The 13,677-nt window shown below is 72.2% G+C and carries 11 protein-coding genes; 3 read left to right on the top strand and 8 right to left on the bottom strand.

The features are described 5' to 3' along the window. Positions 1-85 precede the first annotated feature (85 nt). The 7 genes from araA to chvE form a co-directional block, all read right to left on the bottom strand. Positions 86-1,609 (bottom strand): L-arabinose isomerase, encoded by a 1,524-nt coding sequence (gene araA / locus FB380_RS04880; protein WP_166754095.1) that lies wholly within the window; start codon positions 1,607-1,609, stop codon positions 86-88. Beyond that, positions 1,606-2,346 carry an L-ribulose-5-phosphate 4-epimerase gene (locus FB380_RS04885; RefSeq protein WP_229681984.1) on the bottom strand — a complete coding sequence of 247 codons (741 nt, stop codon included), beginning with the start codon at positions 2,344-2,346 and terminating at the stop codon, positions 1,606-1,608. Before FB380_RS04885 ends, araA begins: the two co-directional genes overlap by 4 nt. Next, the gene (locus FB380_RS04890) at positions 2,343-4,001 is read right to left on the bottom strand and encodes a xylulokinase (RefSeq protein WP_166754096.1); all 1,659 of its coding nucleotides are present in this window, start codon (positions 3,999-4,001) and stop codon (positions 2,343-2,345) included. Before FB380_RS04890 ends, FB380_RS04885 begins: the two co-directional genes overlap by 4 nt. Positions 4,002-4,104: 103 nt before the next feature. Continuing rightward, entirely contained in the window at positions 4,105-5,139 is a 1,035-nt protein-coding gene (locus FB380_RS04895; protein ID WP_166754097.1) for a LacI family DNA-binding transcriptional regulator, read from the bottom strand. A 93-nt stretch (positions 5,140-5,232) separates the two neighbouring features. Beyond that, positions 5,233-6,486, bottom strand: a complete 1,254-nt coding sequence (gene mmsB / locus FB380_RS04900; RefSeq protein WP_166754098.1) for a multiple monosaccharide ABC transporter permease — start codon at positions 6,484-6,486, stop codon at positions 5,233-5,235. Next, complete coding sequence (gene mmsA, locus FB380_RS04905) at positions 6,483-8,021, bottom strand: multiple monosaccharide ABC transporter ATP-binding protein (protein WP_166754099.1); 1,539 nt, start codon at positions 8,019-8,021, stop codon at positions 6,483-6,485. Before mmsA ends, mmsB begins: the two co-directional genes overlap by 4 nt. A gap of 167 nt (positions 8,022-8,188) precedes the next feature. Next, on the bottom strand, positions 8,189-9,340 hold the full coding sequence (gene chvE, locus FB380_RS04910; RefSeq protein ID WP_229681985.1) for a multiple monosaccharide ABC transporter substrate-binding protein: 1,152 nt from the start codon (positions 9,338-9,340) through the stop codon (positions 8,189-8,191). 264 nt (positions 9,341-9,604) lie between these two features. On the opposite strand from chvE, the gene FB380_RS04915 reads away from it, so the two are divergent. Continuing rightward, complete coding sequence (locus FB380_RS04915) at positions 9,605-11,221, top strand: long-chain fatty acid--CoA ligase (protein WP_166754101.1); 1,617 nt, start codon at positions 9,605-9,607, stop codon at positions 11,219-11,221. A gap of 57 nt (positions 11,222-11,278) precedes the next feature. Here the strand turns inward: FB380_RS04915 and FB380_RS04920 are convergent, their stop codons facing one another. After that, positions 11,279-11,611: a rhodanese-like domain-containing protein gene (locus tag FB380_RS04920; RefSeq protein WP_166756047.1), complete on the bottom strand. Its 333-nt coding sequence runs from the start codon at positions 11,609-11,611 to the stop codon at positions 11,279-11,281. Positions 11,612-11,694: 83 nt separating this feature from the next. Between FB380_RS04920 and FB380_RS04925 the strand changes: the two genes are divergently transcribed. Continuing rightward, a complete protein-coding gene (locus FB380_RS04925) occupies positions 11,695-12,210 on the top strand; it encodes a PH domain-containing protein (RefSeq protein ID WP_166754102.1) in 516 nt (171 codons plus the stop codon). After that, positions 12,207-13,673 carry a PH domain-containing protein gene (locus FB380_RS04930; RefSeq protein ID WP_166754103.1) on the top strand — a complete coding sequence of 489 codons (1,467 nt, stop codon included), beginning with the start codon at positions 12,207-12,209 and terminating at the stop codon, positions 13,671-13,673. Before FB380_RS04925 ends, FB380_RS04930 begins: the two co-directional genes overlap by 4 nt. Positions 13,674-13,677 lie beyond the last annotated feature (4 nt).

A 13,677-nucleotide genomic window follows, 5' to 3' on the forward strand; every position in this document is an offset into this window, starting at 1 on the left:
CCAACCGTGCAAGGTGCGGGCGCACGGGTGGCCCAAGACGTCGATGCCCCGGCCGGGTTCTCGGCCGGGGCATCGTCGTCTCAGCTCAGAGGCGCTGGTTGAGCCGGTGGTAGGCCGCGGACCAGCGCAACTCCTTGGCCAGGCTGCGCCGGGTGGTGTGGGCGTCGATGAGCACCAGCTCGGTCTGGAAGACCTCGGCCAGGTCGGTCAGCTCGTCGGCCCCCAGCTGGGTGGACAGCACCGTGTGGTGCGGCCCGCCGGCGGTCAGCCAGCCCTCGGTCGCCGTCTCGAAGTCCGGCCGGGGCTCCCAGACCGCCCGGGCGACCGGGAGGTTCGGCAGCGGCTCGGACGGCTCCACGACGTCGATCTCGTTGGCCACCCAGCGGAACCGGTCACCCAGGTCGCTCCAGCCGATCGTGATGCCGGCGGCCGGGGCGGCGGTGAAGACCAGGCGGGCCGGGTCCTCGCGGCCGCCGATGCCCAGCGGGTGCACCTCCAGCCGCGGCTTGTCCCCGGCGATCGTCGGGCACACCTCGAGCATGTGGGCACCGAGGATCTTCGGCGTCTCCGAGGCCAGGTCGTAGGTGTAGTCCTCCATGAAGGAGGTGCCGCCGGGCAGGCCCTGGGCGGCGACCTTGAGCACCCGCAGCAGCGCCGAGGTCTTCCAGTCGCCCTCACCGCCGAAGCCGTAGCCGTCGGCCATCAGCCGCTGCACGGCGAGGCCCGGCAGCTGGCGCAGGCCGCCGAGGTCCTCGAAGTTGGTGGTGAACGCGCCGAACCCGCCGTCGGTGAGGAAGGACCGCAGGGCCACCTCGATCCGCGCCTGGTAGCGCACGCTGTGGTGCCGGTCGCCGCCGGGGCGCAGGTCGGCGTCCATCTCGTAGAGGTCGCCGTACTCGGCGACCACCGCGTCGACGGCGGAGTCGGCGACCCGCTCGACGACGGCGACCAGGTCGTTGACGCCCCAGGTGTTCACCGACATGCCGAAGCGGATCTCCGCCTCGACCTTGTCGCCCTCGGTCACCGCGACGTTCCGCATGTTGTCACCGAACCGGGCCAGCTTGAGGCCCCGGGCGGCGGCGGCACCGGCGGCGGCGCGGGCCCAGGAACCGACCCGGGCCTGCACCCGCGGGTTGCCCGCGTGGCCGGAGACGGTGGTCCGCGGCGTGCGCAGCCGGGTGAGCATGAACCCGTACTCCCGGTCGCCGTGGGCGGCCTGGTTGAGGTTCATGAAGTCCATGTCGATCGTCGCCCACGGGAGAGCGGCGTCGGCCTGGGTGTGCAGGTGGAGCAGCGGCTTGCGCAGCGCGTCCAGCCCGGAGATCCACATCTTCGCCGGGGAGAAGGTGTGCATCCAGGTGATGACCCCGAGGCAGTTCGGGTCCTCGTTCGCCGCGCCCATCATCGTCCGGATCGCCCCGGCGTCGGTGAGCACCGGCTTCCAGACCACCCGGACCGGGACGGCGTCGGCGCCGTCCAGCGTCGCGGCGACCCGCTGCGACTGCTCGGCGACCTGCTGGAGGGTCTCCTCGCCGTACAGCCCCTGGCTGCCGGTGAGGAACCAGATCTCCGAACCCTCGAATGCCACCTGCTGCTCCTTCGTGCTCATCGTTGTCCGTAGACGTTCTGGTAGCGCGCGTACAGCGAGTCGACGTCCGCCTGCGCGATCGGGACGGGCTCCCCCAGCTGGCGGGAGAGGTGCACCGTGCGGGCGACGTCCTCGGTCATGACGGCGGCCTTGACCGCGGCCTTGGCCGAGGGCCCGATGGTGAAGACGCCGTGGTTCTTCATCAGCACCGCCGGCGAGCGGTGCCCCTGCAGCGTCGCGACGATGCCCTGGCCGATGGAGTCGTCGCCGATTAGCGCGAACGGCCCCACCGGGATGGGTCCGCCGAACTCGTCCGCCATCGCGGTGAGCACGCAGGGGATCTCCTCGTGCCGGGCCGCCCAGGCCGCGGCGTAGGTGCTGTGCGTGTGCACCTGGCCGTTGACCTCGGGCATGTGCCGGTAGACGTAGGCGTGCGCCGCGGTGTCGCTGGAGGGCGCACGGACGCCGTCGAGCGGGTTCCCGTCCAGGTCGCAGACGGTGATGCCCTCCCAGGTCAGCTCGTCGTACTCGACGCCGCTGCCCTTGATGACGAACAGGTCCTCGCCGGGCACCCGCTCGGACACGTTGCCCGAGGTCCAGGTGACCAGCTCGTAGCGGGTCAGGTACGCGTGCAGGGCGGCGACGTGCTCGCGCTGCGCGCGGTGCGTCCCCTGCTCGGTGCGGGTGGGGGTGGCCCCTCTCGGGGTCCCCGCGGAGACGTCGAGCGCCAGCGAGGCGTCTTCGTGGGGTGAGTTCATGCCGGCTGCTCCTCGGTGGTAGCGGGGGTCGGGGTCGGGTCGGTCGGCCGGTCGCCGACGGCGACGTGTGCCACGGCCGCCCGCTCGACCGGCAGCCCGGCGACGTAGCGCTCCATGAACGCGTCGAAGCCGGCGACGTCGGCCGGGTCGGGGTCTGCGGTCTGCAGGCTCGCGTCGGTGAAGACGGTGCCGTCCAGGTAGTCGGCCAGGGTCTGCTCCGGCGCGCGACCGGCGGAAAAGGCGGCCAGGACGGCGATGCCCCAGGCGCCCCCCTCGGCGGCGACGTCGCCGACGGAGACCGGGGTGTCGATCGCGGCGGCCAGGAACCGCTGCGCCACGCCCTCGGTCTTGAACAGACCGCCGTGGGCGAACATCCGGTCCAGCCGGACGCCCTCGGCCTTCTGCAGCACGTCCATCCCGATGCGCAGGGTCGCCAGCGACGAGTAGAGGTGCGTGCGCATGAACGAGCCGAGGTCCAGCGGGCTGTCCGGGGACCGCAGGAAGAGTGGCCGCCCCTCCTCGAGCTCGGTGATCGGCTCGCCGGACAGGTAGTTGTAGGCGAGCATCCCGCCGCCGTCGCCGGCCCCGTCGAGGGCCGCGGTGAACAGCGCGGAGAAGACCCGGGACGAGTCGGCCTCGACGCCCAGCGCCCGGGCGAACTGGCCGAACAGCCCGGCCCAGGCGTCCAGCTCGCTGGCCCCGTTGTTGCAGTGCACCATCGCCACCGGGTCACCGGCCGGCGTGGTGACCAGGTCCAGCTCGCGGTGCACGCTGCCCAGCGCCTGCTCCAGCACGACCATGGCGAAGATCGACGTCCCGGCGGAGACGTTGCCGGTGCGCGGGGCGACCGAGTTGGTGGCCACCATGCCGGTCCCGGCGTCGCCCTCCGGCGGGCACAGCAGGGCGCCGGGGCGCAGCCGTCCGGTCGGGTCGAGCAGCCGCGCGCCGTCGTCGGTGAGGGTGCCGGCCGGCTGGCCGGCGACGGCGACGGCCGGCAGCAGCCCGGCCAGGTCGAGCTCGGCCCCTGCCTCGGCGGCCAGCTGGCCGAACCGGGCCAGCATCGTGGCGTCGTAGCCGCCCGTGGCGGGGTCGATCGGGAACATGCCGCTGGCGTCGCCGACGCCGAGCACCTTCTCCCCGGTCAGCTTCCAGTGCACGTACCCGGCGAGCGTGGTCAAGTGGTCGATCCGGCCGACGTGCTCCTCGCGGTCCAGGATCGCCTGGTAGACGTGCGCGACGCTCCACCGGTGCGGGATGTTGCAGCCGAACTCCGCGCTGAGCCGCTCGGCGGCCCGGCCGGTGTTGGTGTTCCGCCAGGTGCGGAAGGGCGTGAGCAGCTCACCCTCGGCGTCCAGGGCGAGGTAGCCGTGCATCATCGCGGACACCCCGAGCGCACCGACCTCGGCGAGCTCGACCCCGTGGCGCCGCTGCACGTCCTCGGCCAGGGCCGAGACGGCCTGCTGCACCCCGGCCCAGACCGCGTCCAGCGAGTAGGTCCACAGCCGGTCCACCAACTGGTTCTCCCAGTCGTGGCTGCCGACGGCGAGCGGTGCGTGGTCCGGCCCGATCAGCACCGCCTTGATCCGGGTCGACCCGAACTCGATCCCCAAGGCCGTGCGACCGGAGGTGATCGCCGTGCCGGCGTCCATCGTCATGTCAGCAGCCCCTTCCGCCCACCGTGACGGGCCTGGTCCCAGCGAACCGGTCCACCGCGGGACGCGGCGCCGGATGGATTGTTAGCGTTAACAAACTGGCCCGTCAAACCGCGCGCCGGGCCGGCCCGGTGGACCGGCGCACGACCAGCTGGGGCAGGACCGGCTGGGACTCCAGCGGTTCTCCGCGCAGCCGGGCGAGCACGAGCTCGACACCGCGGCGGCCCAGTTCGGCGAAGTCCTGCCGCACCGTGGTGAGCGGCGGGGTGAAGTACGGGCACTCCGGGACGTCGTCGAAGCCGACCACGCTGACGTCGCCCGGCACCGACAGCCCCTCGTCGGCCAGCGCACTGAGCAGGCCCAGCGCCATCTGGTCGTTGGCGACGAAGACGGCGGTGAGGTCGTCCTCCCCGGCGCGCAACCGGGCGGCCAGCTCCCGGCCGGCCGCGTGCCCCGAGCTGGGCCACCAGTCACCGTGCACGCACTCGGGCACCGGAGCGCCGGCGGCGACCAGCGCACGGCGCCAGCCGGCCACGCGCCCGCGGGCCTCCAGGGAGTCCGGCGGCCCGGTGACGTGGTGCACGGTCCGGTGCCCGAGGTCGAGCAGGTGCCGGGTGGCCAGCTCGGCCCCGACCTCCTGGGCGACCCACACGGTGGGCCGGGACTCGTCCCGGCCCACCTGCACCGCGATCAGCGGCACCGGCGCCTCGAACCGCCGCAGCGCCTCGACCGCCTGGCCGTAGGTGGACAGCGCGATCACCGCGTCGACGGACTGCGCCACGAAACGGTCGACCGCCTCGCGCACCGCCGCCTCGCTGTCGTCGTCGAGGATGGCGACCCCGAGGGAGTAGCCGGCCGCCCGCGCGGCCTTCTCGAGTCCGAGCAGCGTCTGCGCCGGCCCGTACTGGTTGATGTGCGAGGTCACCAGGCCGAACGAGCGGGTCGACCCGGTGACCAGGGCACGGGCCGCCGTGTTCGGCCGGTAGCCGAGCTCGGCGATCGCCCGCTGCACCCGTTCCCTGGTCGCCGGCGCCACGTTCGGGTGCCCGTTGACGACCCGGGACACCGTCTGGTGCGAGACACCGGCGTGCACGGCGACGTCGGACAGAGCCGACGCGCGCGGCGCTCCATCGGGCAGCACGGTCCCCCCTTCAGCAGAGGGCGGCACCGTTGCCGTCCTCGAGATGAGGACGGCGCCGGTGCCGCCCTCGACTTTGGTGGCTCCGCGACTGCGTCAGCGGGCGGCGCCGGCGCGCCGCTTGTTGTACACGTCGAAGGCGACGGCCAGCAGCAGCACCAGGCCCTTGACCACCGACTGGAGCGACTGGTCGACGCCCAGGAGCGACATGCCGTTGCTCATGACCGCCATGATCAGACCGCCGACCATGGCCCCGACCACGGTGCCCACACCACCGGTGACCGCCGCACCACCGATGAAGGCCGCGGCGATGGCGTCGAGCTCGAACATCTCGCCGGCCGCCGGCTGCGCGCCGTTGGACCGGGAGGAGTAGATGACCCCGGCCACCGCGGACAGGAAGCCCATGTTGACGAAGATCCAGAAGTTGACGGCCTTGACCTTGACGCCGGAGAGCGTCGCCGCCGACAGGTTGCCGCCGATGGCGTAGACCTGCCGCCCGAAGACGGTCTTCTTGGTGATCAGGCCGTAGGCGATCGCCAGCACGCCGAGGATGATCAGCACGATCGGCAGGCCGCGGGCGTTGGCCAGCTGCCAGGCGAAGGCCATGACGACCGCACCGACGAGGACGACCTTGGCGATGAACAGCGCCATCGACTCGACCGGCTGCCCGTAGCGGATCCGGGCAGCCCGGGAGCGCCAGCCGCTGACCGCGTAGCCGGCGACGGCGATGCCACCGATCAGCAGGGTGAACGCGTCGTAGCCGTAGCCGCCGAGCAGGCCGTTGAGGAACCCGCTGGCCACGTCGCGGTACTCCGCCGGGAACGGCGACAGCGAGACGTTGTCCAGCACCTGCAGGGTCAGGCCGCGGAACAGCAGCATGCCGGCGAGGGTGACGATGAACGCCGGGATGCCCACGTAGGCCACCCAGAAGCCGTGCCAGGCACCGACGAGCAGACCCACCGCGATGGCGGCCAGGATGCCGACCCACCACGGCAGCCCCCGGTCGATGACCAGGACCGCGGAGACCGCACCGGTGAGCGCGACCACCGACCCCACCGACAGGTCGATGTGGCCGGCGATGATCACGATGACCATGCCGATGGCCAGCACCAGGATGTAGGAGTACTGCAGGACGAGGTTGGTGACGTTGCCGGCGCTGAGCAGGGTGCCGTCGGTCAGGACCGCGAAGAGGGCGACGATCGCGACGAAGGCGACGTAGATGCCGCTCTGCCGGAGGTTGCTGCGGAGGAACTCACGCATGTCACCGGACCCGCTCTGCCCGGCCGGGGTGGGCGTGAAGTCCGCGTTCGGCGGGGTCTGGCCCGCCTGCGGGGGAACGGTCCTGGTCATGCTGCGAGCTCCCTCTCCTTGGTCATGAGCGCCATCAGGCTCTCCTGGGTGGCCTCACGCACCGGCACCTCGCCGGTGATCCGGCCCGCGGACAGCGTGTACACGCGGTCGCAGGTGCCGAGCAGCTCGGGCAGCTCGGACGAGATGACGACGACGGCCTTACCGGCCGCCACGAGGTCGTTGATGATCGTGTAGATCTCGTACTTGGCGCCCACGTCGATGCCGCGGGTCGGCTCGTCGAGGATGAGCACGTCCGGATCCGTGTAGAGCCACTTGGACAGGACGACCTTCTGCTGGTTCCCGCCGGAGAGCTTGCCCACGATCGAGGAGACGCTGGGCGCCTTGATGTTCATGCTCTTCCGGCTGGCCTCGGCGACCTTGGTCTCCTCGTTGCCGTTCACCCAGCCGCGCCGGGACAGCTTGCCGAGCCCGGCGGCGGAGATGTTGCGCCGGATGTCCTCGATCAGGTTGAGGCCGTACTTCTTGCGGTCCTCGGTCGCGTAGGCGATGCCGTTGTCGATTGCCTCGGTGACCGTGCGGGTCCGCACCTCCTTGCCGTGCATGAAGACCCGCCCGCCGACGTGCCGGCCGTAGGAGCGGCCGAAGATGCTCATCGCGAGCTCGGTGCGCCCGGCGCCCATCAGCCCGGCGATGCCGACGACCTCGCCGGCCCGCACGCTGAAGCTGGCGTGGTCGACGACCAGGCGCTCCTGGGTCGGGTGCTTGACCGTCCAGTCCTCCACGCGGAGGACCTCCTCGCCCGGGTGCGACTCGCGCTCGGGGTAGTAGGACTCCAGGTCCCGGCCGACCATGCCGCGGATGATCCGGTCCTGGGTGACCTCGCCGGCGTGCAGGCTCAGCGTCTCGACGGTCTTGCCGTCCCGGATGATCGTCACGTTGTCGGCGATCGCGGTGATCTCGTTGAGCTTGTGCGAGATGATGATCGAGGTGATCCCGCGCTGCTGCAGCGTGCGGAGCAGGCCGAGCAGGTGCTCGGAGTCGGTGTCGTTGAGCGCCGCGGTCGGCTCGTCCAGGATGAGCAGCTTCACGTCCTTGGACAGCGCCTTGGCGATCTCCACGAGCTGCTGCTTGCCGACGCCCAGCTGCCCGACCGGGGTGATCGCGTTCTCGCGCAGGCCGACCGAGGCCAGCAGCTCGCTCGCCTCGGCGTTGACCTTGTTCCAGTTGATCAGGCCGCCGCGGCCGCGCCGCTCGTTGCCCAGGAAGATGTTCTCGGCGATCGACAGGTAGGGCACCAGCGCGAGCTCCTGGTGGATGATCGCGATGCCCGCGTGCTCGCTGTCGCGGATGCCGGAGAACCGGCTGACCTCCCCCTCGAACACGATCTCACCGTCGTAGCTGCCGGCCGGGTAGACCCCGGAGAGCACCTTCATCAGCGTGGACTTGCCGGCGCCGTTCTCACCGCAGATCGCGTGGACCTCGCCGCGGCGAACGGTCAGCGAGACGTCCTCCAGCGCCTTGACGCCGGGGAAGGTCTTGGTGATGGAGCGCATCTCCAGGATGTTGTCGTCCATGGACTCCGTCGTCCTCGTCTTCACAAGGGGTGGGTGGGCCGAGTGGGGACCACTCGGGGTGTGTACCTGCCGGCACCCCACCCGGCCGGTGTCCGGCTCGAGGTGGGGTGGAGCCGGCCGGGCCCGACAGCATGCTGCCGGACCCGGCCGGGACTGGGGGACGGACGTCAGTCCGTCTGACCGGCGGCGACCTCTTCGGCGGTGTAGTAGCCGGAGTCGATCAGGACCGACTGGATGTCGTCCTGGTAGACCGTCTCGATCGGGAGCAGGTAGGACGGGACGACCTTGACACCGTTGTCGTAGGTCTCGGTGTCGTTGGCCTCCGGCTCCTCGCCCTCGAGGTAGGCGGTCGCGGCGGCGACGGCCTGCTCGGCCAGCAGGCGGGTGTCCTTGAAGATCGTCGAGTCCTGCACGTTGTCGGCGATCAGCTTGACCGAGGCGATCTCGGCGTCCTGGCCCGTGATCACCGGCATCGGCTTGGGCTGCGCGTCCTGCGTCGGGCCGTAGCCGGCGTTCTGCAGGGCGGTGATGATGCCGCGGGAGATGCCGTCGTAGGGCGACAGCACGCCGTTGACGACCGAGCCGTCGTTGTAGCTGGAGGTCAGCAGGTCCTCCATGCGCCGCTGGGCGGTCTCCTGCGACCAGCGCAGCGTGGCGGCCTGCTCGATGCCGGTCTGGCCCGACTTGACGACGAGCGTGCCGTTGTCGATGTAGGGCTGCAGGACCGACATGGCGCCGTCGAAGAAGAAGCCGGCGTTGTTGTCGTCCAGCGAGCCGGCGAACAGCTCGATGTTGAACGGCCCGGTGGCGCCGGTCGGGTTGCCCTCTTCGTCGGTGATGCCCAGGCCGGTCAGCAGGGCGGTGCCCTGCGCGACGCCGACCTTGAAGTTGTCGAAGCTGACGTAGAAGTCGACGTTCTCGGTCTCCCGGATCAGCCGGTCGTAGCTGATCACCGGGATGCCCTGGTCGGCGGCGTTCTGCAGCTGCGCGCTGAGCGCGGTGCCGTCGATTGCCGCGACGATCAGCGCGTCGGCGCCCTGGGCGATCATCTGGTCGATCTGCTGCGACTGGGTCGGGATGTCGTCACCGGCGTAGAGGAGCTCGACCTCGTAGCCGGCCTCCTCGAGCTGCGACTCGACGTTCGCGCCGTCGGCGATCCACCGCTCGGAGGTCTCGGTCGGCATCGAGACGCCGATCGTGAGGTCCTCGGGAGCTGCGTTCTCGGTGTCGTTGCTGCTGCCGGCACCCTCGCCACCACAGGCGGTGAGGGTGAGCGCCAGGGAGGCGCCCAGGGCGGTCAGACCGAGCTTCTTGTTCACTGCCACATCTCTCCTTCGAGACATCTGCCCCCTGATGGCGCAGGCCCGCCGCTGCGGGCTGAGACAGTGTGAGCGCTAACAACCCCGGTCCGTCAACCCCGTCACCCGATCTGGATCGTCACGGTCGCGTAACGGGCCGTTCACCCGGGCCCGGCCTGCGCCGATGGTCGAGTCCGGCTCCCTCGTCCGGGGGTGGAGCGGCACATCGGCGACGGGCGGCGGCCACGGGTGGAACGTGAGCTCGGTCACTGGCACGATGCGGCCATGCGCGGGCTGATGCAGGACGTCCCCTTGACGATCGACTCGATCTTCCGGCACGCCGAGCAGCACCACGGCGACGTCCCGATCGTCACGAACAACCCCAACGGCAAGGTGCGCACCACCTACGCCGAGTGGGCCGTCCGCACCCGGCGGCTGGGCGGGGTGCTGGACGCCCTCGGCATCAGCGCCGACGGGCGGGTGGGCACGTTCGCCTGGAACTCCGCCCGCCACCTGGAGCTGTACTTCGCCGCCCCGTGCACCGGGCGGGTGCTGCACACGCTCAACGTGCGCCTGTTCCCCGAGCAGCTGACCTACATTGCCAACCACGCCGAGGACGAGGTCGTCTTCGTCGACCGGACCGTGCTGCCGCTGCTGTGGCCGCTGATCGACACCATGACGACGGTCCGCCACGTGGTGGTGATGGACGACGGCGGGGACGCCGAGGTCCCCGACGACCCGCGGGTGCACGACTACGAGGCGCTGCTGGCCGACGCCGAACCGGTCGAGTTCGGCACCACGGACGAGAACGCCGCGGCCTCGATGTGCTACACGAGCGGCACGACGGGCAACCCGAAGGGCGTCGTCTACTCGCACCGGTCGACGGTGCTGCACACGATGGCCGTGGTCTCCCCCAACGGCTTCGGCATCGGCGTCGAGGACGTCGCGATGCCGATCGTGCCGATGTTCCACGCCAACGCCTGGGGGATCGCGCACGCCGCCCCCGCCGCCGGTGCGGCGATGGTCTTCCCCGGCGCGATGATGCAGCCGCAGGCGCTGGCCGACCTGATCATCGACGAGCGGGTCACCTTCACCGCGGGGGTGCCGACGATCTTCCAGGGGGCCCTGCCGCACCTGGCCGGCCGTCCGCACCGGCTGCGGAAGATCGGCTGCGGCGGCTCCGCGGTGCCGAAGGCGCTGTCGGAGGCCTACCGCGAGCAGGTCGGCCTCCCGCTCTACCAGGCGTGGGGCATGACCGAGACGCACCCGGTGGCCTCCGGCGGCACGCTGTCGGCCCGCTGGGCCGACGCCGACGAGGCCACCCGGGCCGAGCGGCGGGCCCGGGCCGGCCTGCCGCTCTTCGGCGTCCAGGCACGGATCGTCGACGCGGACACCCTGGAGGAGCAGCCCTGGGACGACAAGGCCACCGGTGAGCTGCAGGTCCGCGGCCCCTGGTGCGCGAAGGACTACTACCGGCCCGACGCGGGCGTGGAGCTGTCCACCCCGGACGGCTGGATGCGCACCGGCGACGTCGCCGCGCTCGACGAGCACGGCAACATCCGGATCGCCGACCGCACCAAGGACCTGATCAAGTCCGGGGGCGAGTGGATCTCCTCGGTCGACCTGGAGAACGCGATCATGAGCCACCCGGCGGTGAAGGAGGCCGCCGTCGTCGGCATCCCGCACCCGAAGTGGGACGAGCGGCCGCTGGCCTGCGTCGTCGTCCGGGAGGGCGAGACCGTGACCGGCCAGGAGATCCTCGACCACATCACCCCGCTGGTGGCCAAGTGGTGGCTGCCCGACGCGGTCGAGTTCATCGACGAGGTGCCCAAGACCAGCGTGGGCAAGTTCTCCAAGAAGGACCTGCGCACCCGCTTCGCCGACCACCCGGTCACCGGCTGAAGAAGGACCCCGTCCTCCTCACCCCTCGCAGGCTCGGGGCGAGCCTCGGGACGGGGCCTAGACGACGTAGGGCGGGCGGCCGGTCTCGCTCACCATGGGGCGGCCGGCCGCGTCCCACTCGCCCATGCCGCCGCCCACGTTCACCGCGTCGTAGCCGTTCTGGTTGAGCCAGGCGGTCACCCGTGCCGAGCGCCCGCCGCTGCGGCAGGTGACGTACAGCGGATCGCCCTCGGGCACCTCGCCGAGCCGGGCCGGGACGTCGCCCATCGGGATGTGCGTCGCGCCCTGGACGTGCCCGGCGGACCACTCGTCGTCCTCGCGCACGTCCAGCACGACGGCGTCGTCGGGCACCTCGGCGGCGGGGACGGTCGGCACCTGCTGGGGCATCATCACGCAGTCCATCGTGGCACGCAGGGCGCCACCCCACCGGCGGTGCGGCCCGTCGGCCGGCCGGCACTGCGAGGATGGACCCGATGTCCGCTCCCCCGCCGGCGCCCGTCCGGGAACCCGCCTGGTCGCTGTCCCGCTCCGCGATCGGGCTCTGGGTGACGCAGGCGGTCCTCGCGACGGTCGTGTACGCGGTGGTCGTGGCGACCGCGATCGTCCTCGTGCCCGCGGACGCCGGCTGGGCGGTGCCCCTGCTGCGCTGGGGTGGCCCCGCGTTCGTGCTGCTGTACGGCATCGTGGCGATCGGGGTGCGCCCGCGGCTGCGCTACCGGGTGCACCGCTGGGAGGTCACCGCCGAGGCGGTCTACACGCTCACCGGCTGGCTCACCCGCACCTGGACCCTGGTGCCGATCTCCCGGATCCAGACCGTCGACGTCAACCGCGGGGTCTTCCAGCAGCTGTTCGGCCTGGCCACCGTCGCGGTGCTGACGGCGTCCTCCCAGGGCACGGTCCGGGTGCCGCACCTGGAGGTGGACGTCGCCCGGCGGGTCGCCGAGGACCTCGCGCGGCGGGCGGAGCTGGTGCGCGACGAGGCCACGTGACCGGCCCGGAGCCCGTCGGGCGCCGGACGTCGCCGTGGGTGCTGGTGCTGCACACCGTGACCTTCCGGCAGGCGCGGGCCCTGGTGCCGGCGGTGCTGGCCCTCGGGGTGTCCCAGGGCCTGGGTGACGGCCTGGGCACGGTGGTCTCCCTCGTCGTCGGCGTCACGCTGCTGTCGCTGCTGGGCGCGGCGGTGAGCTGGTGGCGGTTCAGCTACACCGACGGGGACGCCGCGGTCGTCGTCACCCGCGGGCTGCTCACCCGGTCGGCACGCACCGTGCCCAACGACCGGATCCGGGGGGTCGAGGTCGAGGCGCCGGCGCTGCACCGGCTGCTGGGGCTGGTCCGGGTGCGGATCGACGCGGCAGCCGGCTCGGTGACCAGCGAGGAGGAGCTGGTCATCGACGGCGTCACCCGCGCCGAGGGCGACCGGCTGCGGCACCGGCTGCTCACCCGGGCCGGCTCGGCGCAGGACCCCGCCGACGGCGGCCGGCACGCCGCGGCCGAGCCGGAGGAGGAGCTGCTCCGCTTCGACTACCGCTGGCTGGTCTACGCCCCGCTGGTGGGCAGCTACCTGGCGGTGCCCCTGGCCGCCGGCGGCGCCCTGCTCCGGGCCGCCGAGGAGCTGCCCGACCAGTTCGTGCCGGAGTTCTGGTCCCCCGACGTCTCCGACGTCCGGATCGTGGTCCGGCTGGTGGTGAGCGCCCTGCTCCTGCTGATCCTCGGGTCGATCATCGGCAGCGCCCTGGTGAACTGGCGGTTCCGGCTGCTCCGGCGCGGTGGGGCGCTCGTCGCCGTCCGTGGCCTGGTCACCCGCCGGCACACCGAGCTGGACATCGACCGGATCCGGGGCTGCACCATCAGCGAGGGGCTCGGCATGCGGCTGGTCGGCGCGGCCCGGGTCAGCGCCCTGGTCACCGGCCTCGGGGACGCCACCCGGCGGGGGCAGGTGCTGCCGCTCGGGCCGGTGGAGCTCGCCCGCGCCCTCTCCGCCGAGCTCGTCGACCACCCCGGCCCGTTGCACCGGCACCCCCGCGCCGCCCGCCGGCGCAGCATCGCGCGGGGCACCACACCCGGGCTGCTGCTGGTGGCCGCGGGTGGCGTGCTGTTCGCGACGACCGGCTGGTGGCCGCTGCTGGCCGCCGGGGCGGCGCTGACGCTGCTCGGCGTCCCGCTCGGCCTGGCCCGCTACACCGCCCTGGGACACGTGGCGGGCCCCCGGTCGTTCGCGATGCGGTCGGGGTGGCTGGTGCGCAGCCACACCGTGCTGCAGGACCGCGCCGTCGTGGGCTGGGAGGTCCGGCAGTCCCTGGTCCAGCGCCGGGCCGGGCTGGCGACCGTGGTGGCCTGCGTCGGCGCCGGCAGCGGCGGGTACACCGCCCGGGACATGGCCGCCGACGACGTGGCGGGGTTCGCCCGGGCCGCCTCCGGCGAGTGGGCGGGCACCCTCACCCCGTACGGCTGACCCT

Source organism: Modestobacter marinus, from assembly GCF_011758655.1.
Classification (GTDB): domain Bacteria; phylum Actinomycetota; class Actinomycetes; order Mycobacteriales; family Geodermatophilaceae; genus Modestobacter; species Modestobacter marinus.

What these genes read in the sequence shown, in the direction of transcription:
- mmsA (WP_166754099.1), bottom strand. Translation starts at nt 8,021, where the DNA reads ATGGACGACAACATCCTGGAGATGCGCTCCATCACCAAGACCTTCCCC.
- FB380_RS04915 (WP_166754101.1), top strand. Translation starts at nt 9,605, where the DNA reads ATGCGCGGGCTGATGCAGGACGTCCCCTTGACGATCGACTCGATCTTC.
- FB380_RS04920 (WP_166756047.1), bottom strand. Translation starts at nt 11,611, where the DNA reads ATGATGCCCCAGCAGGTGCCGACCGTCCCCGCCGCCGAGGTGCCCGAC.
- FB380_RS04885 (WP_229681984.1), bottom strand. Translation starts at nt 2,346, where the DNA reads ATGAACTCACCCCACGAAGACGCCTCGCTGGCGCTCGACGTCTCCGCG.
- FB380_RS04890 (WP_166754096.1), bottom strand. Translation starts at nt 4,001, where the DNA reads ATGACGATGGACGCCGGCACGGCGATCACCTCCGGTCGCACGGCCTTG.
- mmsB (WP_166754098.1), bottom strand. Translation starts at nt 6,486, where the DNA reads ATGACCAGGACCGTTCCCCCGCAGGCGGGCCAGACCCCGCCGAACGCG.
- FB380_RS04925 (WP_166754102.1), top strand. Translation starts at nt 11,695, where the DNA reads ATGTCCGCTCCCCCGCCGGCGCCCGTCCGGGAACCCGCCTGGTCGCTG.
- araA (WP_166754095.1), bottom strand. Translation starts at nt 1,609, where the DNA reads ATGAGCACGAAGGAGCAGCAGGTGGCATTCGAGGGTTCGGAGATCTGG.